The sequence below is a fragment of the Eubacterium sp. 14-2 genome (genome assembly GCF_000403845.2).
Classification (GTDB): Bacteria; Bacillota; Clostridia; order Lachnospirales; family Lachnospiraceae; genus Petralouisia.
Genome location: NZ_KE159568.1, coordinates 181,498 through 207,251 on the forward strand (window position 1 = coordinate 181,498; position 25,754 = coordinate 207,251).

Annotated in this window: 28 protein-coding genes; 6 read left to right on the forward strand and 22 right to left on the reverse strand. The window is 40.2% G+C overall.

What is annotated here, in order from left to right; genetic code table 11:
- Window positions 1-294: 294 nt before the first annotated feature.
- Window positions 295-681 (forward strand): BlaI/MecI/CopY family transcriptional regulator, encoded by a 387-nt coding sequence (locus C805_RS18110; RefSeq protein ID WP_016215409.1) that lies wholly within the window; start codon window positions 295-297, stop codon window positions 679-681.
- Window position 682: 1 nt separating this feature from the next.
- A complete protein-coding gene (locus C805_RS18115; protein WP_016215410.1) occupies window positions 683-2,566 on the forward strand; it encodes a BlaR1 family beta-lactam sensor/signal transducer in 1,884 nt (627 codons plus the stop codon).
- A gap of 508 nt (window positions 2,567-3,074) precedes the next feature.
- On the opposite strand, the gene C805_RS18120 is transcribed toward C805_RS18115, so the two are convergent.
- The 12 genes from C805_RS18120 to C805_RS18165 all read right to left on the reverse strand — a co-directional run bounded on the left by C805_RS18120 (window position 3,075) and on the right by C805_RS18165 (window position 16,087).
- Window positions 3,075-4,361 (reverse strand): DUF6070 family protein, encoded by a 1,287-nt coding sequence (locus C805_RS18120; RefSeq protein ID WP_016215412.1) that lies wholly within the window; start codon window positions 4,359-4,361, stop codon window positions 3,075-3,077.
- Window positions 4,362-4,365: 4 nt separating this feature from the next.
- Window positions 4,366-5,640, reverse strand: a complete 1,275-nt coding sequence (locus C805_RS18125; RefSeq protein WP_016215413.1) for a DUF6070 family protein — start codon at window positions 5,638-5,640, stop codon at window positions 4,366-4,368.
- The gene (locus tag C805_RS18130; protein WP_016215414.1) at window positions 5,640-6,881 is read right to left on the reverse strand and encodes a DUF6070 family protein; all 1,242 of its coding nucleotides are present in this window, start codon (window positions 6,879-6,881) and stop codon (window positions 5,640-5,642) included. The genes C805_RS18125 and C805_RS18130 overlap by 1 nt, the downstream gene beginning before the upstream one ends.
- Before the next feature lie 36 nt (window positions 6,882-6,917).
- Entirely contained in the window at window positions 6,918-7,127 is a 210-nt protein-coding gene (locus C805_RS0105960; protein ID WP_155957647.1) for a hypothetical protein, read from the reverse strand.
- A gap of 629 nt (window positions 7,128-7,756) precedes the next feature.
- Window positions 7,757-8,722 carry an Ig-like domain-containing protein gene (locus tag C805_RS25400; RefSeq protein ID WP_016215415.1) on the reverse strand — a complete coding sequence of 322 codons (966 nt, stop codon included), beginning with the start codon at window positions 8,720-8,722 and terminating at the stop codon, window positions 7,757-7,759.
- 301 nt (window positions 8,723-9,023) lie between these two features.
- On the reverse strand, window positions 9,024-9,473 hold the full coding sequence (locus C805_RS18140) for a hypothetical protein (RefSeq protein ID WP_016215416.1): 450 nt from the start codon (window positions 9,471-9,473) through the stop codon (window positions 9,024-9,026).
- A 351-nt stretch (window positions 9,474-9,824) separates the two neighbouring features.
- The gene (locus C805_RS18145) at window positions 9,825-11,513 is read right to left on the reverse strand and encodes a recombinase family protein (protein WP_022751256.1); all 1,689 of its coding nucleotides are present in this window, start codon (window positions 11,511-11,513) and stop codon (window positions 9,825-9,827) included.
- Window positions 11,514-11,590: 77 nt separating this feature from the next.
- Window positions 11,591-12,601, reverse strand: coding sequence for a virulence RhuM family protein (locus C805_RS18150; protein WP_016215418.1), 1,011 nt, complete (start codon window positions 12,599-12,601; stop codon window positions 11,591-11,593).
- Window positions 12,602-12,706: 105 nt separating this feature from the next.
- Complete coding sequence (locus C805_RS26780; protein WP_016215419.1) at window positions 12,707-12,865, reverse strand: hypothetical protein; 159 nt, start codon at window positions 12,863-12,865, stop codon at window positions 12,707-12,709.
- Between the two features lie 717 nt (window positions 12,866-13,582).
- On the reverse strand, window positions 13,583-15,199 hold the full coding sequence (locus C805_RS18155) for an IS66 family transposase (protein ID WP_016215420.1): 1,617 nt from the start codon (window positions 15,197-15,199) through the stop codon (window positions 13,583-13,585).
- 142 nt (window positions 15,200-15,341) lie between these two features.
- Complete coding sequence (tnpB, locus tag C805_RS18160) at window positions 15,342-15,683, reverse strand: IS66 family insertion sequence element accessory protein TnpB (RefSeq protein WP_016215421.1); 342 nt, start codon at window positions 15,681-15,683, stop codon at window positions 15,342-15,344.
- A complete protein-coding gene (locus tag C805_RS18165) occupies window positions 15,677-16,087 on the reverse strand; it encodes an IS66 family insertion sequence element accessory protein TnpA (protein WP_016215422.1) in 411 nt (136 codons plus the stop codon). The genes tnpB and C805_RS18165 overlap by 7 nt, the downstream gene beginning before the upstream one ends.
- 244 nt (window positions 16,088-16,331) lie before the next feature.
- On the opposite strand from C805_RS18165, the gene C805_RS18170 reads away from it, so the two are divergent.
- From C805_RS18170 to C805_RS18180, 3 genes are all read left to right on the forward strand, one after another.
- Window positions 16,332-17,045 (forward strand): hypothetical protein, encoded by a 714-nt coding sequence (locus C805_RS18170; protein WP_016215423.1) that lies wholly within the window; start codon window positions 16,332-16,334, stop codon window positions 17,043-17,045.
- A 138-nt stretch (window positions 17,046-17,183) separates the two neighbouring features.
- Window positions 17,184-17,906 (forward strand): hypothetical protein, encoded by a 723-nt coding sequence (locus C805_RS18175; protein WP_016215424.1) that lies wholly within the window; start codon window positions 17,184-17,186, stop codon window positions 17,904-17,906.
- Between the two features lie 710 nt (window positions 17,907-18,616).
- Window positions 18,617-19,450: a hypothetical protein gene (locus C805_RS18180; RefSeq protein ID WP_016215425.1), complete on the forward strand. Its 834-nt coding sequence runs from the start codon at window positions 18,617-18,619 to the stop codon at window positions 19,448-19,450.
- A 79-nt stretch (window positions 19,451-19,529) separates the two neighbouring features.
- Here C805_RS18180 and C805_RS27595 read toward each other — a convergent pair whose 3' ends face one another.
- From C805_RS27595 to C805_RS18215, 8 genes are all read right to left on the reverse strand, one after another.
- Window positions 19,530-19,742 carry a DUF488 family protein, N3 subclade gene (locus C805_RS27595; protein ID WP_155957648.1) on the reverse strand — a complete coding sequence of 71 codons (213 nt, stop codon included), beginning with the start codon at window positions 19,740-19,742 and terminating at the stop codon, window positions 19,530-19,532.
- Window positions 19,708-19,956, reverse strand: a complete 249-nt coding sequence (locus C805_RS18185) for a hypothetical protein (RefSeq protein WP_016215426.1) — start codon at window positions 19,954-19,956, stop codon at window positions 19,708-19,710. Before C805_RS18185 ends, C805_RS27595 begins: the two co-directional genes overlap by 35 nt.
- A gap of 146 nt (window positions 19,957-20,102) precedes the next feature.
- The gene (locus tag C805_RS26785) at window positions 20,103-20,723 is read right to left on the reverse strand and encodes a DUF4120 family protein (RefSeq protein WP_016215427.1); all 621 of its coding nucleotides are present in this window, start codon (window positions 20,721-20,723) and stop codon (window positions 20,103-20,105) included.
- Window positions 20,724-21,234: 511 nt separating this feature from the next.
- Window positions 21,235-21,513 (reverse strand): hypothetical protein, encoded by a 279-nt coding sequence (locus C805_RS18195; protein WP_016215428.1) that lies wholly within the window; start codon window positions 21,511-21,513, stop codon window positions 21,235-21,237.
- 2 nt (window positions 21,514-21,515) lie between these two features.
- Window positions 21,516-21,746 (reverse strand): hypothetical protein, encoded by a 231-nt coding sequence (locus tag C805_RS18200; RefSeq protein ID WP_016215429.1) that lies wholly within the window; start codon window positions 21,744-21,746, stop codon window positions 21,516-21,518.
- Window positions 21,747-21,762: 16 nt separating this feature from the next.
- Window positions 21,763-21,960: a hypothetical protein gene (locus tag C805_RS18205; protein WP_016215430.1), complete on the reverse strand. Its 198-nt coding sequence runs from the start codon at window positions 21,958-21,960 to the stop codon at window positions 21,763-21,765.
- Window positions 21,961-21,991: 31 nt separating this feature from the next.
- On the reverse strand, window positions 21,992-22,288 hold the full coding sequence (locus C805_RS18210) for a hypothetical protein (RefSeq protein ID WP_016215431.1): 297 nt from the start codon (window positions 22,286-22,288) through the stop codon (window positions 21,992-21,994).
- 103 nt (window positions 22,289-22,391) lie between these two features.
- A complete protein-coding gene (locus C805_RS18215; RefSeq protein ID WP_016215432.1) occupies window positions 22,392-22,697 on the reverse strand; it encodes a hypothetical protein in 306 nt (101 codons plus the stop codon).
- A gap of 204 nt (window positions 22,698-22,901) precedes the next feature.
- On the opposite strand from C805_RS18215, the gene C805_RS27155 reads away from it, so the two are divergent.
- A complete protein-coding gene (locus C805_RS27155; protein ID WP_242832652.1) occupies window positions 22,902-23,000 on the forward strand; it encodes a putative holin-like toxin in 99 nt (32 codons plus the stop codon).
- Between the two features lie 1,385 nt (window positions 23,001-24,385).
- Here C805_RS27155 and C805_RS0105985 read toward each other — a convergent pair.
- Window positions 24,386-24,658, reverse strand: a complete 273-nt coding sequence (locus tag C805_RS0105985) for a hypothetical protein (protein WP_022751260.1) — start codon at window positions 24,656-24,658, stop codon at window positions 24,386-24,388.
- Window positions 24,659-24,719: 61 nt separating this feature from the next.
- Complete coding sequence (gene cas6 / locus C805_RS18220) at window positions 24,720-25,667, reverse strand: CRISPR system precrRNA processing endoribonuclease RAMP protein Cas6 (protein ID WP_016215433.1); 948 nt, start codon at window positions 25,665-25,667, stop codon at window positions 24,720-24,722.
- Between the last annotated feature and the right edge of the window lie 87 nt (window positions 25,668-25,754).

Here is a 25,754-nt window from a genome sequence, read left to right on the forward strand (position 1 = left end):
CCTTCCCGTGAGGATTGCCTTATCCATGCCTGTTCCAGGACTACACTGCTCCTATCCCCTTCTTTTCAGTTTTTCTCTTTTTTGTTATACGAAACAACCTGTAGTGGAAACTATCTCTGAAATAATTGTAATATAAGAGAGGTAATCCAAACAAGTAAAGGAACCAGCTAATCCGTTGTGATTCCGGTTCTTTTCTTTTTGTTGCCTTTTTAATCTTTTTCTTAAATTGACAACCACATAAATCACGTCTATAATATATTTATTACATTCGTAAGATTTAAGGAGGGATTTGAAATGAGCAATTTACCACAGATTTCTGAAGCTGAATTTGAAGTTATGAAAATCGTATGGAAACATGCACCGATCAGTACAACTGAAATAACAGATAAATTATTACAGACCACAAGCTGGAGTCCGAAAACGATACAGACTTTAATCAAACGCCTTGTGACCAAAGGCGCTCTGACTTATGAAAAACAGAGCCGCGTGTTCGTTTACACCCCAGTCGTGAAAGAAAGCGAATACATCGGCCAGGAAAGCAATTCTTTTCTGAAACGATACTATAACGGGGATATCACTGCCATGCTTTCTGCATATATAGAAAATGGCAGACTGTCTGAAACAGATATAGACACCCTCCGCTCCCTCCTTTCAAAGAGGTCAAAAAAAGGAGGCAATTAACGTGGCTGATTTTATGATACGCTTTTTCCTATGCAATGTGTTTATCTGCGGTATCATCGGAATCCTTTTGATAGCCAGGAGGATATTCAAAAACAGCCTTTCCGGCCGGATGCAGTATAATCTGTGGTTCCTGCTGCTTTTGTTGCTGGCAGTTCCTTTTATACCGTTCCGTCTCATCGGATTTCCGCAAATCTTCTCCTGGCTCGGCAGCCTGAGAACTTCTCCTGCTTCCCACACCGGAACCGCTATGGGTGAAGCCACAGGGACCAGTCCAGCCAGAAATGCAGACTGGATGAATGACTTTACCATTTCTGTAAACAGCAAAGCTCCACCCATCGTGGGATACATATTATTTGGGATATGGATTGCAGGTATTCTTGCAATGATTATTTTGGTAATCAAATCCTCTCTCCGTTTACGCAACCTGAAGAAATCCGCTCTTCCCCTTCAGAACAGGGAAGTCCGCAGACTGTATCATCACTGTTTAGAAGAAATGGGAATCCACAGAGATATTCCTGTTTACAGCACTGTATTTTTGAAATCCCCGATTATCGCAGGATTTTTAAAACCGTGTATTTATTTACCGATTCATCTGATCTCTGATTATACCTTATCATGCAGTACCCGCTCCGAAAGAGCCTGTATCACGGGATACCCGAATGGGTGTAACGAATCCGATATGCGGTATATGCTGTTACACGAACTGCAGCATTACAGGCACCACGATGCCTTCGGAAGTTTCCTGATGAACCTTGCAGGAGTGGTATATTGGTTCAATCCTCTTGTCTGGTACGCTCTGAAAGAAATGCGTAATGACAGAGAGATTGCCTGTGACACCTCTGTTTTAAAGATGCTTGAAGAAGATGATTACGAGGATTATGGCAATACACTGATTAACTTTGCTGAAAAAGTTTCTCTTACCCCTTTTCCGTTTGCTGCCGGCCTTGGTGGAAACATGAAGCAGATGAAACGGAGAATTATCAATATTGCATCTTATGAAAAGCCAACATTTATAAAAAGACTAAAGGGCATAATGGCATTTGTACTGACTGCTGTTCTCCTGTCAGGTTTTGCTCCTTTTATTTCTACATACGCAGCAGAGGTCAGCTACTACCAATGGGACTTTTCTTCTGAGAATGTTTCCTGTATAGACCTTTCCACATATTTCGGAGAATACGAAGGCAGCTTTGTTTTATACGATTTGGAAAATGATACATGGAGCATACACGACAAAGAGCATGCTACCCTGCGAACAGCACCAAACTCCACCTGGAAAATATATGATGCCTTGTTCGGCCTGGAAGAAGGTGTCATTACACCAGAAAACTCCTTTCTTGCATGGAATGGAGAAAACTATCCATTTGAAGCATGGAATGCGGATCAGACCTTACAGTCTGCCATGAACTCCTCCGTGAACTGGTATTTCCAGACAGTGGATGAACAGCTTGGGGCCTCTTTTGTTTATAACTATATTCAGGAAATTGGATATGGAAATGAAAATATAAGTGGTGATCTCTCCACTTATTGGATGGAATCATCCCTGAAGATCTCTCCAATAGAACAGGGCGAACTTTTAACCAGGCTGCAGAATAACAGTTTTGGCTTTGCCCCTGAAAATATCAATGCAGTAAAAGATGCCATCTGCCTTTCCTCTTCCGCCGCCGGAACATTCTACGGAAAGACCGGAACCGGCCGTGTAGATGGCCAGGATGTGAACGGATGGTTTATCGGCTTTGTGGAAACTGCAGATAATACATACTTTTTTGCTACCAACATCAGTGCCGATAGCGATGCTGCCGGAGGCAGCGCAACTGAAATAACCATGTCCATCCTGTCAGAAATGAATATCTGGAAAGAACAAAGTGTCCAGGCCCCTCACTCATGAGGGGCCTGGACACTTTGCGGGCCGAGCACAATTGCGAATCAATATTTTACCTCTTGTGCGAGTACCCTCGCTTCGCTGGGGCAGACCCTGCACATAATTATTTTTATCTTATAGGAAAACACTTTCGTGCTTTAACGTGACAAGATCTTTCCTATAAGATAAAAAAGAATCTTGCTTTGCAGGATTCTCCGCCTGCGGCGGGTCGCTTTGCGGCATACTCCAGATTCGCCTGCTACTTCATAATACTTTCCATTTCCGGTTGCTGACCATAAAATATATCATTCACATTTTTCATATTCCGAAAGTCTGTCATATGTGAGAAATACCTGTGATGCAAGTTGTCTTTTTATAATTTACCGTATACGAAATGCAAATCCAAAATACTACAATCACTGCAAGAAACGAACCCATAATACACAGTATCATTTTCAAAAATTTCTTCATTGTTATAACACTCCTCTTAATGTCAACAAATATCCAGAAAAACACTGCACAGCACAACAATAAATCATTTTTTCGTCCGTAATTGCTCTTTACGAATACGATATTGATAATCTGGTATGTCTTGTATTCCGTCATTCAGGATTTCATTCCCCAGATACTGAAAGCTGCCATCTTCTGCAAACCGCACCGTAAGTTCATGGGTTATGACTGCATCATCACAAATAACCATTTCGCAAACCGCCTCTACCGTCAATGTCACAGTTCCATCATCATTTTCTTTAATATCGACAACCTCCGGCAGAGAAGTTCCAAGAAATGCAGGAGTATAATTGAAGCACCCAGGTCCCGCCCAAAAATAGGTCTGATTTTCCTCATCAAACGCTGCGTACTCCCGTATTTGTTCCACTGTTATGGGCAGATACTCCATAATCAGACTTTCAAATTCCTCCTTCGGAATTCCATCCGGATAATTCTCTGAATTGAACTTATCTCCATATTTCATTACATACAGATATGCATACATCCCATTGAAGTCTAATTCTTCCATATGGTCTGCGTCCCAATTCGAACATAAGATGTTATTGCCCTGATACCCGATACTTTTCACGCATCTTTCTGTCATTTCACGCTGTTCTTCTGTCATTGGCTTTACTCTGATCAGGCAGCTTCCGTCCATGATTTCACTGACCTCTGGCGGCTCCGGCATACATAACTCATAGCAGAACCATCCTTTCTCCGTATATTTCCACTCTTTTATTCTGGTGTAGGATATATAGGACATTCCTGACTTACCATTCTCATTCCAAACACTTCCTGCGCTTACAACATACATGTCTGTACCATCATAAATGAATTTCATTCTGCCTGTGCCACCATCATGATGTATCTCGTAAATTACTACAGAACCGCTTTTCCCAGCCATGCAATCCTCAAGAAAAGAATCCGCCCTTTCATAATTTTCCATATTTGAACAGGTTCCCAATGCAGCAACCGGATATCCCGTTTCCATTAACTTTTTCTGCAGTTCAAGAATAGTCTCATCCGTTAAAACAACATTGGATGCAGTTCCTTTATCTGCCTCTTTGTAAATGTCACAGATACGTTCCATCATTGCTCCGCAGTCATTTTCAGCTTCCTTCTCTTCCTGTTCGTCCACCGGAAGTCCATAGCCCTTTTCCCACTGTTCTGCAGCCTCTTCCCCGGCACTTTTTGTTTCCTCTGTGGACGATACTTCTTCCGTATCTTCCACAGGAGCTTCACCCACAATGCTATCTTCCTTTCCACAGGCACACAGGTGGCATCCAGTCAAAAATGCCAGAATCAGCAGAATGCTTTTTCTCTTTAATGCCATAATATCATCCTTTCGTTCTTGCTGCCTTTGGCAGTTCCAATTCTATTTCCTCTATAGAATTAGAAAGATATCGGAATGTTCCATCTTCAAAGGGCTGAACCACAACCGTATTCCGAAAAGCGAGATCAGAATTGTAATCCGGCCAAACTCCATCCACGATAAGTGTAATTGTTCCATCCGCATTTTTTGTATAGTCAACTACTTCTCCAAAAGGTGGGTATGGGCTGGCATAAATCGTCTTATATTCATAGCTGTTGCTGCTTTCATCATATCCACAATGCTCTCTCAGCTGTTCTACTGCTACCGGAAAGTAAGTGGTCATTATCCTTTCATATTCCTCTGCCGGAATCTTCCAACCTTCCGTTTTCAGATTTTCGCCCGTAGAAATCCGATAAATATCCTCATACATACAAGGCATCAGAATATCCTCTACATTACTGCTGTCCCAGTTTGTGACAAGCACATTGTAATTCACATAGCTCAGTTCTGATATGTATTCCTGCGTCAGTTCCCGGCAGTCTTCCGGAAGCGGTTCTATTCTCCAATACTGTCTCAAACCTGCATGTGCAATCACATGTTCATATGCATAGATAAAATATCCTTTTTCCGTAAGTTTAATTTCAGCCACATTACTTACCGAAGTTCCCTGTATCTTTGGCATACCGCCTTCCTTCCACCGAACTCCTGTGTAACAGGTCTGTAACTGCTCCTTCCGATAAATAAAAGTAACTGCTCCAATCAGTCCATCTCTGTGCACCTCAAATACCGTAACCATGGAGTCCTGTCCATTCAGGTAATCTGCGTAAAACGTTTCTATCTTTTCAGGGTTCTGCATATTGGAATCTTCCTCAACGCTTACCAAACCTGCCTTTCCTAATTGCTCTACAACCGTTTTTCGTTGTTCGCCTGTAAATTCACTGACACCAGAAGAATAATTCGCAGCATCTGCAATTACATTATCCTTATAGATTTCTCTGACGGATTCTGCTGCCGACAAAACTGTACTCTGCAGCTGTTCCTTTTCCTCTTCCGAAATAAGGCAATCACTGGATTGGGGAATAAACCAATATGCTGAATCTGTGGAAGTTTCCGTATTGTTTTCTTCTTCCATTACCGTTTCACTTTCCTCTGTTTCCACCGGGGGCTCCCATACTTCCTCTTCCACTTTCTTTTCTTCCGTATGCAGCCGCCCCCAACGAATCACCCCTGCTATTATCGCAATTAACAATATCAAAAGCAGAAATCCCCATTTTTTCAATAGCCATTTTATATCTTCCATTATTCGCCTCCGTACAATTCTTCCCATTCTTCTAACGTCAACCGTGGCGTATGCCAGGTTTCTCTGTAATTGTCTTCAGATGGTATCATTCGGTTAGATACATATTGTACCCCTCCATCCTCTGACGGGCGGACCACAACCTCATGAGCATATACCCTGGAATCGCCTGCATAAGGGAATACTACATTAGCTGTAAGTGTAATTGTCCCATCGCTGTTTTCTGTAAAACCGACTACCTCTGAATATGGATATTCCGGGTATTCTACTTCTTCGAAGCCTCTCGGCTTATATTCATAAGTTGAATCCTCCGAACAATAGACTGTTTTTGATTGCAGCGTTTCACTGTCAATATTGAAATATTTCATAATAATGCTTTCGAATTCCTCTTTTGGAATCTGATAAACCGCACTGACTGATAAGTTGTCATCAGCAACACAGGGAACATATTGACCGTTCACTTTTGGATAGAGAATGTCATACATATCATAGAAATTCAAATCTCCAAAATCATCCTCGCTCCAATCTACAATGAACATATTATTTTTCTCAAATCCGATTGGCCGGAGATATTTCCGACTCAGTTCCCTGTATGTTTCATCCAATGGCTGTACTCGTAATGCAGTATGCTCCTCTGCCCCACTCAATGTAAGCACATACAATTCTTCTGAAAACCAGACACCGGAAAACATCAGGTAACCTTCTTCTGTATAATTCCAATACTCCGCCTGATAGTTTCCGGTTACCTCTCTTTTCATACTTCCGTTTTCATATTTGTAATAGCTTCTGGCCACATCTACCTCTCCGTCTTTTGTGCGCAAATCGTATTTTACAAATCCGCCCAAATAACTGACTTCAAGAACTGTTATTTCCGCTTTTTCCTGTGCATCCACCTTTTCGCAAAATTGAACCACCTGCTCTGGTTCCGTCATATCAATCTGATTCTTACTGTCAACTGCCGAATAACCATTTTCTCCAAGACGATTTACAATGCCTCCAATCGTTTCCAAATCAGCTAACTTATTTTCTTCTGCAGCCTTTTCATAAAGATCTGTACAGATGTTTATAATTTCTTCTGCGTCCTCCTGTGATTCTTCCGGAATAGCATCAAAATCAATTACTGTTTCCGCAACTGTATTTTCTTCCGGAGGTGCATCACTGCACCCCGAAATACCAAGTATTAATACAAAACTAATTGCTGCCAGACCGTTCTTCCAGAACCAGGTTGTCTTTCTTAATAACATATCCTCTTCCTTTCACATCTTCTTCCATGCTGATAATCAATACAGGACTCCCTCCAGGAAAAGTCCCTCGTTCTCAAAGCTGATAGTTCCTGCAACGGTATCGAAAGAAGTTCTTCCGGTGTCCTCCAGACATCTTCCTCTGTTGCCAACATTCCTGCCACGCATACTGCAGAAATTACCGCAGCTATCCCTGTAACAGCAATCCCCAGGATACTGCTTCCTGTTTTCAATGTACGTTATCTCCATAAATATTACATCTATAAGATTTTAGAGTAAAAAATTTGTATTGCCGGATATATCATATTTTCCATTCCTTCTTCCATTTTTATTACATGTGTAAGATTTCAGAATAAAAAAATATATCCAGAACCTTCTGCACTTGTATAAATATTACATCAGTAAGATTTAGAAGTCAAGTTGTTTTTATAGAAAAAGGTTCCTGCCGGAAGGTATCATACATTTTCGCAGTGCGAAGCCTGCTTCAGTAAAAGTGATACCTTTTAGCAACAACCTGTTATTCAGCAGAGTTTCAAAACACCCCACTGCTACGATATTAAGTGGTTCATTCATAAAGCTATAAAACACACATTCATTTTCGTTTCTTACTATCCCACAAGCCCCAGACAATCAGGGTTTCTTTGAAAGCAGACAAACGATTTCCACTTACACTATTCTCCCCAGCATAGCTGGGGGATAGTATTTTCAATTATTCCCTTTAAAGCAATTTGTGAAATTTCACCAAAGAAAACGTCTAAGAACGACTTCAAACGAAAACAACGCCCCTGAATTTTGTTGCGATAAAGTGAAACGGCAGAACGCAACAAAATTCAGGAGCGTTATCCCGGTCATACATACCCATATAACATTGAGGTAAGTCACTGCCGAATACGAACTGTGCACTTCCTATGGCTTTCATCACCATTCCAGGAGTTTTCCAGGAAATGCCTGTTCCATTCCTCATAGTTTTTGAATTCCTTTTTACAACCTGAACAAATTACCGCTTCTACAGGATGTGAATAGTCATCATCCCAGTCCTTAAAGCCGCATATATCGCAATAGTAATACCAAATCCAACTTTTATAAACGGTTTTACCGTCAGAAAAACCATTATGTACCGCCCAATCCGGCGCCGGAAGACCATTCAATGTTGCTTCTAATAATATATCATCATATTCAAAGGCGTGCTGTTCCCATTCTTCCACAGTAGCAAAAACTTTTCCACAGTAGCAAACTATACCAAATATATTTTCAGGTTGAGGGTCATCATACGCTGCCCAATGATGTTTGTGAGTATCCTTCACAACAACCTTACATTTCAGCGTCCTGTTATTTATTTTTGCAGTAATCACAGCAGAGCCTTTCTTCCTGGCAGTCACTTTTCCAGTTTTAGAAACAGTGGCAACTTTTGTATTAGAAGTCGTCCATTTAACTTTTTTTCTCGTGCCTGTGACTTTTAACTGAATGGTAGGATTTCCCTTTTGATTCGTCATAGTCAAAGTAACCTTAGTCTTATTCAACTTTGGCGTCATTTCTGCCTTAACTGTCACCTTGCATTTATAAGTCTTTTTATTCACTTTTGCAGTAATTACAGCAGAGCCTTCCTTCTTTCCAGTCACTTTACCATTCTTCGATACAGTAGCGACTTGCTCATTACTGCTTTTCCACGTCACTTTTTTAGATGTGCCTTTGACCTTTAACTGGTATGATTCCTTTACGCTTACCGTGATTTTCGTCTTGTTCAGCTTTGACGTTGCCGCCTGTGCTGTCATAGGCATAACCAGTGTCAGAGTCATAGCAAGGATAAAGATAGTTGTGATTGACTTTTTGATGATGTTCTTCATAACGATTCCCCCTTCATATAATATATGCATATATTTTTTCTTTGCGAAATATCGGTCATTTTTCGACAAATTCCATCTAATTAGAATTATACTCCCTGTTAGCAGTTTTGTCCATTTTTAATTCCGTTCCTTTCCATTTTTACTCCTGCACCCGATTTTTTTAACAGATAACTTAGAGCATTAGACACCGAACAGGAAAAACAGATACAGAATCGGGGAACAAAAAGCAGGGGGTTCAAAGGGGCGTGGCAACACTCCCCTTGCAAAATTATCCATACTCTTTAGATATGGATGTATTTTGCTACACCGGACGGAAAGAGATACCTTTTCGGGAAAGCAAAAGCCTACCGCCACAGACAGCGCAACCTGGCAAAAGCCAGAAAATAACCGGAGAAAAAAATATAGAAAGAAAATTCAAAAAAACTTGACAAGGGATTGCATTATGAAAATTCCAATTTCTACAAATTCGTTCGTTAAGTGCAATATGACTATGCGTAATTAAACTTTTTTCAAATTCTTCATGTGTATCTAATTCAACTTTTTCCCAAAGTACCAATACAATTTTTTGCAGTCGTTCTATTCCTACAGATACATGATATAAAAAAGAAAATAACATTGAATCCTGATTTATCACCTCTATCTGATTGAGCATATGTACCCCATCATAAATAAATTCGCCTGCAATATCTAGCTCTGTAACCATATTAAAATTTTTATAGTTCCACAATTTATCAGGAAATAAAGAATTCAAAATGACTCTCCCTCCATTCATCCATAAAACACTAATAATCTATATCTATTTATGTCATCCCAAAATGCTCCAAAGCATCCCTTATCGCTTCCACTTTCTCCGCTTTCGGATGTTTCCTCGGCTGTTTCAATTCCTATACCGCATTAGGGGCATCATACATCGGCAATCCTAACTCCCTTTTTACCTCTGCGATATATGCGGTATGTACTTTGAAGCCGTATTTTGCTTCTATGTACTCCTTAATCATCTTGTAGGTAACTCACTCTTTTAGATTGTACGCCTCAGCTCACATGACAATATTACCAGGTGACACTTTGCCCTCACCTTCACCAGATTCCACTTTTACATTGATTACGCTGTCGGTTTTTCCCGGGAAAGCAGACACACAACTTCCACGTGTTTATTATCTTCCAAACTCAAATTCATATCTTCCTCAATAATCGGAAGTCTGAATTTAATAGACTTCAGCCACTGTCCATTGGGCTTTCTGTCCTCATAAATCTGTATCTCAGAAATTAACGCCTCCATAAACTGCCGCCGTTCTATCTCATTCATCACAGCATACAGTTTTTCAAAATAAATCAACACTTTATAGATATTATCTCCCGTTAGCTTCTCAGCTTCAATTGCCTGCTTCTTTGCCCTCGTTTCAATAAGTTGTGTTTCCACATTTTCTATCTTATCATACATTCGATAAAGGCGGTCATCAAGGTCTGCTTTTCGTTTGATATAATGTCTGTCATCCGGATCAAGGGAATCAATTTCCTCCGCCAGTTTTAGCTTGACTGCATAATATTGCCGCAACTGCTTTTCAAAATCTGCAAGTTCTCCGTCTATTGTGACAGTATCCACTTTGCAGTTGATCTTTTCCTGCATCATTGCCGCAAACTTAGGATTGCCAACTAATTTTACAATGACTTCCGCCACCGCATCGTCCAATAGTTCCTCCCGTATCTGCTTTTTATAATCACACTTATGTCCACGCGTCATGTTTCGATGCTTACAGCCATAGTAATAAAAATCCTTGTATTTCGTTCCGTCCTTTTTGTGCTTGATACTCTTATTTCCATACATGCCTGCTCCGCAGACCGGACATTTTACAATACCGGAAAGAAGGTGTGTTTTGGTGTCCTTCCCTCTATTTACATGTTCATATTTCTTTGCATGTGAAATAAGTTTTACCTGTGCCGCCTGCCAAACATCTTCCTCAATAATCGCATCATGCTGTCCGTCCACCAGAATATAATTATCCTGCTCTACAAGATGATACTCATTCCGTGTTCCGTGAACCTTTTCTGTCTTTCTGCGTCCATAAGCGATTTTCCCGCAATATACCGGATTTTTCAGAATAAGGCGAACCAAGTGCGCATCAAAAAGAGGATTTTTCCCATTCTGCCGCTGTATTTTATGGATGCCGTGGTTTTCAAGATATTTTGCCACACCGTTAGCGCCAATGTCTGTTTTCACATACTGTTCAAAGATTATGCTGATAGCTTTTGCTTCTTCTTCGTTAATCTGAAGTTTGCCCTCTACCAGTTGATAACCATATGGCGCAAATCCACCGTTCCATTTTCCCTCACGGGCTTTCTGAATACGCCCTTCCATTGTCTGCACACGAATATTCTCCCGTTCAATCTCTGCAACTGCTGACAGTACGGAAATCATCAGTTTCCCTGCATCCTTGGAAGAATCAATACCATCCTCCACGCAAATCAGATTTACCCCGAAATCCTGCATAACCTGTAATGTAGAAAGTACGTCCGCCGCATTTCTGCCAAATCTGGATAACTTAAAAACAAGAACAAAGGAAATGCCGTCTTTCCCTGACTCGATATCCTCCATCATGCGGTTAAATTCTATCCGCCCCTCAATGGACTTTCCAGATTTTCCTGCATCCTCATATGTACCGACAATTTCATAATCATTATAGTCGGCATACGCTTTCATTCTGGCTTTCTGCGCATCCAAGGAGTAACCGTCTGTCTGCATGGCTGTAGATACTCTTGTATATGTGTAAACCTTTATTTTCTCGCTGTGCATATCATCTCTCCATTTGTGCAACGCCCGTTGCACTTTTACATTTTGATAACCATATTCTTTTCGTAATCTGTAAATTCTCATTCTTTATCTGACTTTTTACCCAATATTTTTATTGAGTTTAAATAGTCTTGTTCCACATCACTTAAAGTACGCTCTTTATATTTCTTATATTCCCCAGTTGCTTTTTCCACCGCCTGCTTATGCGTCACACTCCCGTTTCCTGACAATAACTGTTCGCCGCTCATTGTTAAAATCCGGTCTAAGTGCTTCGCCCAATCTTTCATGGTCATAGCCTGTTCCCGCTCCGCCTGACGTTCTGCAAAATCCAAATATCCCGACACAAGCTGCCCCATTGCACGAAGTTCTTTTTCATTCAGATAGTTTTTGGCAATGACAACTTCTCGCAAAGTCGGCTGATTTCCTGCAAATGTGGTAAGCCCCATAAATTCCTTTTCCGCATCCGCTCTTGTATAAATAACTTCCGCCGCCGTCTGCCCATGAATGGCATAATGAATTTTGTTCTGAACCTTCTGAAAAAACTGAATGGATATTTCCGCTTTTGGATCATAGTCAATGCTTGTGGCATAAATTTCCAAAATCTGTCTGTAAAATACCTTTTCAGATGCACGAATGTCTCTGATCCGTTCAAGCAGTTCCTTAAAATATCCACCGCCGCCTAAGTTTTTCAGACGTTCATCATCCAGTGCAAAACCTTTACGCATATACTCTTTCAAGATTCCGGTTGCCCATATTCTGAACTGTGTGCCGCGTTTTGATTTCACACGGTAGCCGACAGAAATGATTACATCGAGATTATAATAACAAATGCTGCGTTCTACCTGCCTGTTTCCTTCATTTTGAACTGTTGCAAAATATGCAACAGTTGCTTCCTGCACAAGTTCTTCTTCTGAATAAATATTTTTAATATGCCTTGAAATTGTTGATTTATCTCTCTGAAATAGTTCTGCCATTTGGTCAATAGACAGCCACACAGTATCCCCATCAAAAGTTGTTTCAATCTTAGACAAACCATCCTCTGTTGTATAGATTATAATATTTGATTTTCCCATTTCATCTCTGTAATCCATAGTCACCTCATCTCCTTGTACTTTCACTCAAATATAAGCAAGTATGTTTTTCCAAATTTGGTTTGGACACACTTATCATGTTTATTATACATTATACACTTGCTATTAGCAAGAAACATCTTGCCAGTCTTTTGTTGCCTTATTTTTTTCTTCCACATGATTATCTACTGTTATATCAGGTAAATTTTCTATATCCAAATCTGACGCATATTTTTCAATCAAATTTGCAAGCATATCTGCCAATCCGCTCCATTCATCAGTCATAAATATCCCTCCCATATAAACGCAAAAAAAGACAGCTATAAACTGTTACGTTCATAACTGCCCTTACGCTGTTTTCATTCTAAAAATTACAAATTTCCCGTCAATTTTTCCTTTACTTTAATCCATAAACCTACATACAAGTGACAGGTCATTACGCTGCCCACATCGGAATCACACCGTCATTATATGACTGAATTTAAATCAAAAATTCAGAAGTATCATTATCACAGATATGCTTCATCGCCCCGCACAACTGCTGTGCATTTTGTCAGGTTTTTATCGCTCAATGCCTTCGCTTCAGAGGTTTGTTTTCCATTTCTTCACATTTGCCTGAAAATGGATTAAAGCGAGCATATCATGGCGCACCTACATTGTGGCTACACATATCCTCACGTCCTGTACGCATATTGCAATATTCAGTTTTCAAACAGGCTTTTATTTCATATGCCTTAAAGATTATTCTACATAGTAAATATGCAAAATTCCTTCCTATTTACAAAAACTTTTTCAAAATTTTTCTGTCAAAATGGGCGGCAACACTGGTATCGTTTTTGGACAGACTAACCATACAACTTAAAATCCATTTGTTCATCTCACCGAAACAGCAAGCACTCCCTGTGTCATGACACAGAGCATAATAGCGTAAGCGCCAAATAATAATGCGGTCAGATATAAAATTACCCCAGCCCTTTGCGAGTTGGAGTAATTCACTATAATTCACATGCGATTTTTGATAGATTGGAGTTTTTCACTCCAGGGTGCAAGCTCTGCGAGCTGATTATCGGCCATCTCTTTCGTTGGCCGATGGTCCAACAGAAATTTCAGATATCCGTAAACATTCAGGTCATGCGCCTTTGCCATCTCAACCATTGTATAAACTACAGCACTGGCATTGGCTCCTTCTACAGAATCACTGAACAGCCAGTTTTTGCGGCCGACTGCAAACGGACGCATCGCGTTCTCGCTGAGATTGTTTGTGAAGCTGCAGCGGCCATCCTCCAGATAAGTCTGTGCTGTTTCCCGCCGGTTAAGGACATAATTCACTGCTTTATCCATGCGGGTATTCCGGACTGGCTTTTGCTGCTCAAGCCATGACCAGAAAGCCTCCAGAACAGGTTTTTCCTTCTCGAGACGCAGCTGCTTACGCTTTTCATAATCACCGGGATATTTTTTGTGAATGGAATCCTCTATGGCAAACAGGCGGTTACAGTACTGGACTCCCTGTACTGCCGGCTGGCTGTAATCATACGGTTTCCCTTTGGGAACGGCGTCGATAAAGTACCGGCGGATATGTGCCCGGCAGGAACACCGCTTGATATCCGGCAGGCTGTTGTAGCCCTGATAACCATCCGTTTCCAGATACCCATGATAACCTTCCAGGAACTCTTTTGCATGGCTGCCACTCCTGGTTGGAGAATAGCCATATAAAATAATGGCAGGAAGACCGTCTTCGCCGCTGCGGAACAACCACATAAAAGATTGTGTCTGTGCCCGGCGTTCTTCTTCCTTCAGTACCTGGACCCGGGTCTCATCTGCCATTGCGAAGCTGCGCTTCAGCAGTTCCCGGTGGAAGTAATCATACATTGGCTGGAAGTAATTCCTGGAGCAATAGATGATCCAGTTGGCAAGTGTCGTCCTGCTGATCCGGGCACCATACTGTTTCCAGTCTTTCTCCTGACGGTACAGGGGAAGTCCATTGGCGTACTTCTGATACATCGTCCATGCAACGGTGGATGCGGTCGCCGGTCCTTTTCCTACCAGAGCCTGTGGAACTTGGGACTTTACAATCACAGGTTTTTCCGTGTCTCCCAGTCCTTCCTTACAGGACGGGCATCCATAACTCTGACTGTAGTATTCGATCACTTTGCATGTGGCCGGGATGAATTCCAGCTCACGGCGGACATACGCTTCGCCGATCAGCACCATCTGCGTACCGCAGACCGGGCAGACCTGATCTTCTTCCGGAAGAGGGATAACTGCTTTTTCAACCTTCAGCCCTTTGAAAAGCTCCTCATGGGTTGCTTTCTTCTTGCGGGCATGCTCCCGGATCACGGTATCTTCTTCCAACAGGGATAGATCCTGTTCCACTTCGGCTTCATCAAAAAGGTTCTGCTGTCCTGGAATGTCATCGGTTCTTCTTTCACTGGAGGAACCGAAAAGCTTTTTGGTAAGATAGTCCACCTGTTCCTGAAGGGCTTTTTCGTGGCTGGTTTTTTCGTCAATAACAAGACGGAGAGATCTGATCAGTTCCGTTTGCTCAGAGATCATTGTTTTCAGCCCGGTTATGGTGTCCTTCAGCTCTCGCAGCTGGATGTCTTTTGCACTGGAAGCCATCGTTCTCTCCTTGGATTTGATACCTTTATTATACCAAAAATACAGCCATTCCTAAAGGAAAACAAGTGCTGAAAAACGCTGAATTTATAAGGAAATCTGCCATTTTTCTGTGCAGGATTTTTACCGGAATCCAGATGCTTTTTTACTCTGCTTTAATTGCTTTTGGCTGGTCGATATCAATTCCTGACATCAGCCAGTCGAACTCCCGCCAGGAAAGATTCCGGACTTCCGACTGCTTCCTTGGCCATTGATAGCCGCCCCGGACAGACAGCCGTTTATAGATCAGGACAAAGCCATCCGGTTCACGGAACAGAGCTTTGATCCTGTCCCGTCTTCTTCCACAGAACAGGAAGAGCGCACTGGATGCCGGATCCATCTTAAGCTGGTCTTCGACAATGGCACAGAGACCATCGATCGATTTGCGCATATCCGTATAACCGCAGACAATGTAGATCTTTTCGAGACCGGAGATATCACCTAACATAAGGTCTCCCGGACCAGGCGGAGTGTCCTGGTGAGCAGGACAGGATCCGCATCATTGCTGATGCGGATTATCACATCATTCATGGACACTTCAATCGTATGGGAATTGTCAGGGTTCGTTTGGTGCATCTGCGATGCTGTATGCTGTTCCGTAAGGTGATCCGGAACAATGGCAATGGGAACCACGTCCTGCTTTGAACGCGGGATCTCACAATGACCATAATTCGGTGCCGGAATCTGATCCGCTGCTGTTTTCCTGCAGCGGCTGACCCGGTTATAAAAAGTGCTTACAGCGATACCGTTTTCACGGCACCAGTCAGCATCTGTCATGCCGCTTTGGCGGCATTCATTGATAAGCCGGATCTGTTCCGCCATCGGAACACGGGCTTTGCGTGTAGCTGCCATAACCTATCCTCCGTAATTGTAGTGAAATAGTCTAACTGTATTTCATTTACAATGATAGAGGAATCCAGAAGATTAGAAAATCCGCAGGAATATTTGGCGCTTACGAAAAAATTACACCATCCACAAAACTGCAGGTGGTGTATATGCGATGGTATTTATTTCTGTATGAATGAGTGCTATAATGATAAAGAGCCAACTAAATGATGAGATTATTGTAAAAACTAGGCACTAGAGAGGAAGCATTATGAATACTGATATAAAAAACACTTTATCTGTTATTGCATTTTTAGATATTTTGGGTGGGAAACATATTATAGAGCAAAATGCTGATGAATCATTAAATTTAGTATATAAATCTTATACAGAAGCTATAGCGAGATATAAAAACATGGCTGACCCCGACTTCGTATTACCTAACATAAATATATTTTCTGATAACATAACTGTTTCATGTCAACTTGATGATAACTTTGATAACGCCCTTGAATGTATCATGAGTGTAATTTTATTTTGCACTACACTAACAGCACAATTTTGGGCAAATGGTCTGCTAATTAGAGGCGGCATTACTATAGGATATTGCTTTTCTGATAATCTTATGGTTTGGGGGAAGGCATTAGTTCGTGCTTATGAAATAGAAAGCACTATCGCAATATATCCCAGAATAGTAATCGACCCATTTGCCGATGAGTTATTTGATTTTTTATCAAATTCAAAATACAAAAAGATAATATGCAGGGATTTTGACGGATTATATTTTATTGATGTATTTTTTTCACCACAGGTTTCCAGTATTCTCCCATTCTTAGAATTTTTGATTGATGACAATACAAGACGCATCAATGACCTAGATGATAAAAATTTAAAAGAACGCCAAAAACTTAAATGGCTGCAAAACTACTATTATGAAAAATATGACGATATAAAAAAATCTTTGAACAATCAACAAGCTTTATAGCTCTCTACGAGAGAAAGATGAAAGAAGATGGCACTACAGTCTTAAGCTGGCATATGCCGAAATAAAGAAAATAGTAGGTCTGCTACTAAACCATTTTAAAGGGAGTAGACGGTGGCATTTGAAAAGGCGGTGGAGTAAATGAAAAATAAAATTGAGATGTCACGATTTGGAAAGAATCAATTAAAACGCAAAAAGAAAAAATGGATAAAGCCAGTTTTAATAGGTATCATTATTACTATTTTATTTGTGCTATTGTCCTTGAAATGTGAAGAGATGATACGATGTAGTATAGGAAAACTATCTGTTGATAACGATGCTAACGCAACATGGATTGGGTCACTGGCATCTTACTGGGGTGGTATCATTGGTGGTGTATTCTCTGGAACGATTGCGATTTTTGGGGTCTTTTACACAATACAGTTTACCCGTGAAGCTGATAGAAAAAAGGAAAGACAAAGTATTCAGCCATTTCTTAATGTGGAAATAGTAGGAATACCATCTGGAACTGTAAAAAGATTTCAAATCGCAGATGAGCAAAAATATGTAAACGGAAAAGCTACACAAGAGTTTTATCCTATATATTTGTCTATTACAAATATAGGAAACGGATTTGCAAATACATTAACTTTTGGAACGGGCGAAAACTTAACTGGTGTAAACTTTAAAGAAGTATTTACAGTAAATCAGAAAAAAGAAATATTACTAGATGTTCAAACATATAAAATGGGAAAAGGAGTCATATTTTTTATCTGGTTTACTGACAGCATGACAAACGAATACATTCAATATTACGAATTAAAACGAAATGGAGATGGTGCAGGATACAATTTAGATGTAGGATATCCTAATTTAATAGAGTAAGAATATATCTTTTGGTCAGACTGTTATATATTAAAAAGGCATCCGCAATCTGTGGATGGATACGTATCACCGTATGTGCCATAGCGTACAGAAGAAGAGAAGTACAGGAATGTTGGAAAAGCTGTGGAATTTTTGAAACGCATTTCTTTACGCTGCAAAGCGGGGTAAATCAAGGGACATACGCTGTTACTGTCCTACTGAATAGCTTACTGTCCTATCAACTGTCCTGTAAAATATCTATGGGACAGTGGGAATCAGCTCATAAATGAAGGTTTTCATGCTATTACTGGCTTACTGTCCTATAAAATGGCTCTTACTCTCTATATATACATATATTATATAAATAAAAAATTTTATACAATAATATTAAAAATGATAGTACAGTAGGACAGTAACCCTCCTTTTTCTGTACTTTTTTATTGATATATGAGGGATTGTCTCATCCACTGTCCTATCGCCTTTTTACAGGACAGTAACTATGCCTGATAGGACAGTAGGGCAATCATCCCCCTGTACTCCTTATATAGAATATACGAGGGGCATGCTAATATGTAAGAGGATTTGACCTATATGTATTTCAGGTATTACAAAATCAGTACAAAGAAGATATTGAATTGATTGCAAATTATCGAATTTACGGACAAAAAAATTGTGAAGAAGGGAACTGAAGACATAGTTGTAAAGATTAGAAATTGAGAGGACAAATTATTATGAAAATCGGAAATAATGATTATAAAACTATTTTACTAGACACTAATGCTATTAGAGAAATCGTAACTAATGAGAATAACTCTGGGCGAGGATTCCTGGAAAATTTTATAGCATTCGGAAAATATGTTCCCTGTATTTCCCTTTATAATGTCATAGAATTAAAACCGTATGCTAATTTATATGACAAATTTATAGATTATTTTTCAATAATACCCTGCCTTGTCTTATATCCAGTCAAGTTCATTTTAGCTAAAGAATTAAATGCTGTACAAAATAACACTGAATTTGTTATTGACAATTCTATTGCGAATGCTTTTTCACCATTAGGTAAAGATGATACGTTTAATTGCCGTTCGTTTTTTGACAAACTTATGCAAAACCAAAAATTAACAGCAATTATTAATCAAGAAATTAAAGAATTACCTCAAATTGCAACTGTTTGGGAAAATCAGAGGCAGGGAGCTTTTAGATTATTATCGAAAAACGGATATCCAAATAATATGATTGACATAAAATTTTTCAAATTTCAAGAAGAAAGCACGATTTTAAAAGATTTAAAAAATTGGGGAATATCTATTTCTCCGAGCATTAGTTACAAAAAATTTCCCGCTGCAAGAATAATGGCTTTTTCTCAATTTAATAGAGTGCATTTAACGAAAAAAATAATAAAACCTAATGATGTCATGGATACAAGCATTAGTGCAATTGTACCGCACGTAGATGCTGTGGTAACTGAAAAATACCAAACTAATGTATATAAAACAGCAAAAAGCTTCATACCTGAAATGAAGCCTTTAGAGATATACACATTAAAAGATATCCGTATTTTTTAAAAGTAAATTAGAAGCAAAGTCCGCAAACCAGTATAAACGCTGGCTTTGCGGATTTTAAACAACTCATCGAGCATCCAACCTAAAGGCTGGATGCCGCAAGTTGCCTGCCATATTTTGAATAGTTCCTTTTCACGCCCTGTATCTGGATGCCTGTGCATTGCAGGATTCCGGCAATAATGCTCCGATGGCACAGCGTTTCATCAAGACAAAAGCAAACCAGACAGATTCTCTTCCCCTGCTTGTCCAGTTCAACAAGTTCAGAAATCTTTCTTTGTGGTTCCATGCCCATCATTTCTTTTGAAAATGTTGGTACATAGATATTTCTGAACGCGTCCGCGTTCCATTGCCCTGTATCCTTTAACTATATATCTTTGGAACAAATTCCAAGAAGGGGACAGCTCTGGAACATGCTTCATTCTCCCAGGATTTTTGAGTGAGCGAACAATCGCCCACACTTCATCGTATGCTGCATAGTTTACATTGCGGATGTCTGTGACAGTTACCATAATCTTCCTCCCTACAGTAATCTGATTTCTATGTTTCATCCATGCTCCCGTTTTTCTGCTGGCAGGCAGAAAAAATTTAAGCTGCCTACAATATGCGGACAGCTTAATATAGCAGCATTTAAATTGCAGACTGCGCAGCAAGGCTTCTATGTATGCATCGAATAATACGCCTTTTTCATATCCTCCTGCCCATGGAGAATCAGCCCGCCGGATATGCCAGCCTTCCCGTCTTTGATTTCCCGGAAGAAAAAGCTGTACGGCACAAAGTCATCGTAAATCTCAATTTCTTCAGAGTTCCCCCATCTGAACTGGTCACGCAGGAACCGGATAAGTTTACGCCGGATGACGCCGTTTCCCAAAGCTGCATGTAAGTTCTTCCTGCTTTTGAATACAATCCTTGCCTGCCCCACGGAATCATCCACCGAAAGTGCCTTCCATACGATAGGCTTTCTTTCTGATACGCTTTCGTGCAGATGTTCCACCATTTCATCATAGGGCAGGATAATGGTATCCTGATAGCCGGAAAGGCTATTCTTATCGCCTCCAAGCCAGGTGAACGCAATCTCTAAGGTTCCCGCATAGGTGTCCCGGCGCAGTACGGCAAAGGAATGGATATCACAGGCGATAACCTCCGGCTTATGCTCCAGCTCTTCCAGCTTATTCCGGGAGATATAGAATCTGTGCGGGGATTTTTTGGAACGGCTGACCGTCCGCAGGCCAACATAATCTTCCCTGAATATCATATACACAAGTGTTCTCTTTTTCATAACAGCAATGCCTCCTTTTTTTAATGCTCCCGCAGCCGCAGGGCTATTATAATCACAAACTGTTTCCATTTGCTTTATACAAATAAAAAAGCAGGATTTCCGATTCATTTTTCAGACATACAGAAAAGGGATTTTTTACAGAACCATACAGAAGAAAATGTAAGAAAGTATGAAAGTTTGTAAGACTCTTAAAACATACTTTCATACGCCAAAAAGCCTTATAAATCAAGGAAAACACACTCTTGTAAGAATGTATGAAAGTTTTTTAAGTTAATTATAGAAAAAAATATATAAGTGTATCATATATGTGTATATGTATATTTTTTATATATATAAGGGTTGGAAAAACTTTCATACATTCTTACGCCCTTTAAAACCCTTGCCTGTATTGGGTTTTAAAGCAGGCATTTTTACACTTTCTTACACCCGCTAAAAAACCTCATAAACCAGGCTTTTTCTGTATGTCATTCCTGTACTTTCTTACAAATTTTCTTACAAACTTTCTTACACTTTATCCAGAATCTCCGCTGTAATAAAACCCGTCCATTACCTTTTCGCAGTCTTCTTTGCTCTGTAAACCATAATGCCCATGGTTCAAGCTTTTCAGCTTCTGGTTCCAGCATGTCCAGACAGCGTATGTGCCATCGTCTTTTTTAGCTGCTGCCATGTAAAGATGTGAATCGTCAGGATGGTACGATTTCTTTCTGATTTTCAGAACAGTGTACTTGGGAAGATTCTCTTTGAAGTAAATCCTCACCTGTTCCATAACTTCTAATAATCCGGTCTTCATATTTATTCTTCTCCTTCTTCCAGGATTTCCACAAAATTATACAGTTCCAGATTTTCATACACCCATGAATCTGCTGTGTACTCCCCTACAAGTCCCACCCCGATATGCCGCCAATCCAGAGGACAGTTATGGGTGGATGCAAACTCATCCAGAATGTCTTTCACCCAGCGGATTAAATCAAAATTTCTTTCATCGTCTGCCTGTGCGATTATCTCCCTGATTGTTTGTTCCATGTGTCAGCTCCTTTCGTTACAGTCCGAACATAAACCGTTTCTTTCCATCGCTACAGACTGCTTTCATAAAAAGCAGTTTGCCATTTTCCTTTGCGTTTCTGATAACAGTTTCCGCCTGCTCCAATACCGGGGTTTTACCATAATATCTGCCGCTGTCTGTTGGGCATTGCGGAAACTCATAGATTTCATAATATAAAATCTTGTAATCTGCCATTCCTGGTCGCTCCTTTCGCTCTGGCTTTTTCTTAGAAATTCCCGGAGAACCGGTCAGTAATATATCTATCGCGGCTTACGCCAGCCTGTTCCAATGTCTGGATGACAATGGATTCTGTCACATCAAGCAAATCACAATAAGCGCTGCCATACAGGCGGGCAGCATTGTCAGGCTCTTTCTCATCATCTTCCGGGCTGGTAAGCGTAATGTCCTGTTCATCAAGAACACTCTCGAAGTTCTCAACAATCCGTGCCGCAATGTCATGTGTATAGACCTGTTCTGTTAGGGTAACTGTTTCTGTGGTGGATAATTCGGATTTTTCTATCATATTTCGTTGCACTCCTTTCGTTTGGCTAGTTTTATAGCAATCAAAAAGAGCCTGTTTTTACGACTGGCTCTAAAGTCGTTTTTTTAAGGTCATATGGCATATATTATTCTTCAGCTTCAACGCCTTTTATCAGCCCCAGTGAAACGAGTATAATGACCGTATCTTTAATACCACACATGTATGAAATATCGGCATAGCGATGATTGACTGTTGAAGTACACGCTACATAATCATTTATGATTATTTTCTGCTCTTTGGTTAAGTCAAGGCTTTTATACCGCTGTTCCAATTCATTCTCATCCCTGCAGTCATTCATATAGATTTCGTCTGCCCAGGCTAATGCATCCCTGCTCCTGTCCATGAAATTTCCCATGCCTTTTCTAATTAAATCATCAATCAGTTTATTCATTTGCCTCTCCTTCCTGTATTATATTTCAAAAAATGCACCCGAATATTTTATTGTTGTTGATGGGGGAAGTATTTACGGTGAAATCCAAAGAGTAGAAAAAAGCAGATTGCTGTTCAGCGTGAGATATGATATAATCTGCGCCAGAGTAGCCGTGTTACAAGGTGGTAGCCTCCCTAACTTCACAGAAGACGGGAGGTGATGCATATGAGTACATACGAAGTTTTAAGCCTGTTATTTTTTGGTGGTTCGTTTCTCGTTGCATTGCTTGCCTATTTAGACAATAGGAACAACAAGCGAAAATAAATAAGCCTACCTTGTAATCTTGCCGGATGCAGGTAGGCTTATGCTTTATCTTGTGGAAGCTAACCACTTTGTGGGCGGTTGCTCCTTTTCTATAATATAACATTTCTGAATCTGAAAATCAATAACATATTTAACTGTCGTCAACAAAGGTATTTATAAGAATCACTCATTTTTCTTCAAGCAAGTAATGACACTTGCCTGTATATATTCTGCATTGATGAACAAACACTTTCCCCTAGCTTCCTGTCGCTCATTCTTTGCCTTATAATCGTATGTAAAAATAGGAAGCACTGTTGGTAAGATGCTCGAACAGGATGCATAGGTCTTAGTCGCTACAGTGGCACAAAACTTCTAAAAAATAATTACTAAAAAGACAGCAACGGGAACAAATCTCAAAAAATTCGAAATCCTTTGTTATCATAATATATTTTTTCTTTGCCACCCTGTTACCTTTTTTCTGCTATAACATATTTTTACCGAGAGAAAAAAGGGACTGGACAGGAAAACCACTATATTCTAAAGAAAAAAGAACCCATGAAGATGCTGTAACTATAAACATTTTCATGGGGGTTCTATTTGCACATTAATTGCATTTATTCGCTATTCTCTATCCATCAATGCAGATTCATGCTTTCATGTGCTTTTAGATTATTTCTATCCTCATCAACTCAAAAAATATTTATCCAAAACAATATTATGGTATCAATGCCATTAATCGGGAATTCTTCCTTTCTACTATCTTTATCGTCCAATTTTCCAACAAGGAGACATAATGTCAATGCCCTTTTTCGGGCTTACTTCCTACTCAATAATTTTAAAGAATTAAAGGGAAGGCAATTGGCGTATCAATGCCCTTAGGCGGGCTATCATCTTTTTTACTTTGGTCAGGGGTAGATTTTGAAACTCGTAAACCTGTGTCAATGCCCTCAGGCGGGCTATTCTCATTTCAACAGACAACTTGGACATTTAAATGTCGGAATAAGGATGTATGTCAATGCCCTCCTTCGGGCTATCTTCTTTTCTACAAAATACACCAAATTTAAAGAGACCAATATCTATTATGTGTCAATGCCCTCCTTCGGGCTTCTGTTATTTCTATATCCAACGACGTTTCTGTTCGAACTAATGGGACAGAGTGTCAATGCCCTCCTTCGGGCTTCTTCCTTTTCTACATTAATTGATATTTGTATCAATCGTTATGAGGGAAAAAAAGTTGTAGATAACTACATCAACGTATCAATACCCTTTTCCGGGTCTCTTCCATTTTTACTGTTACCCTCGAACCCTTTATAATAAAAACCTTCAAAAAAATCTTTGTAAACAGATGCCTTTTTTCAGCATTCGAATGGTTCTGTCCAACTTATCTGATTCTGATGTTCCTCTTTCTATCTTGAAATCAGCATGATACCAATAGAACTTACGCCCATTGACCCCAGCCATGTTCTTACAGACATGTTCATTGCGGTCCACATAATATTATAATCCAGAATATGGCAAAACGTCCCAAACAAGGCACATACTGGCCAAAACACTCCTGATTTTTCACTGGATTTCTTATTGACTACCACGTCAGGCAGCATCTTGGCATAATCCTTCCTGATGATACATGCCAGGGACAGCAACAGGCTGTCTACACGATTTTCCCCATAGAAAAGCACACTGAACCGGTTTCCATTACCCTTTTTGAATTATATGCCAGTGTCCTTCCTTAACTTCCTCTCACTGAATCACATACCTTCCAAACCCAAAGCTAGTATTTTTCCCAATATGTATCAGTTCCCCCACAATCAATATCTGCCAGACATCCTCCGTCAGTTCCGGCAGCAATGCCTGACCTTTTATCCCTTTCAGAATCATCTTTTCATTCTTTCTTGCAGAATAACGGCATACACGAACCGGATGATGCTCCTGCTGTAAAAACTCTGGGACTATGATGTCCCCATAATTATATTTTTCATATATATCACTCTCTATCCCTTCAAAACAGTCCAGCATATAAATCCTGCGGACAACAGCATTCACAATTGCATTCAGCTGGAACTCCTGCAGGAATTCATTCCGGTATTTCAATGTCAGCGGACTCTCGAATACTATCCTGCTCCCCCTTCCCGGCATGCCAGACCACATATTGCGGAATAGAATATAATCATACAGGACATGCACGATGCATTTTCTCATATCTAGGATATTTTTTTCCAGAACAGACTGCCCTTCTGTATTTTGTATATCGGCAATCTGAAATCGAGCATGGCTCTTTCCAATCCCATTTTGCATACCCATTTCCCGGAATGCCTGCACGAACTGGTTCAAGTACACAATCGTCTTTCCAAATAATATTAGGTAAAAACTTAATCTCTCACCTTCCCTAAAATGTCCCCTGCCGTCCTCACACTCTAAGACATAACCAATGCTCCCGCCCATCGTAACAAATTCCGGCGTTTTCTCAAACTTGGAATACATAGTTCTCTGCACAATGCATTCCGATTCAAAATCACAGGATTCACACTGCCGGTCACGGATACAGTTTATGCGCAGGAGCATCTCCCCCATCCCGCCCCTAATGGCAGAGACTTTATCTTCCGGCAGCTGGCTGTCCTGTAAAAATGCAACAGTAAATCGTAGCTTTATAAAACGCACCTGCAATGCGTCATACAATCCCTTTTCCATTCTACATACTATCTCCATCTATACTAAAATGTCATTTAAAACATATATTTCCATTAACCAGATAAACCAGAATCCATATTCCCATTC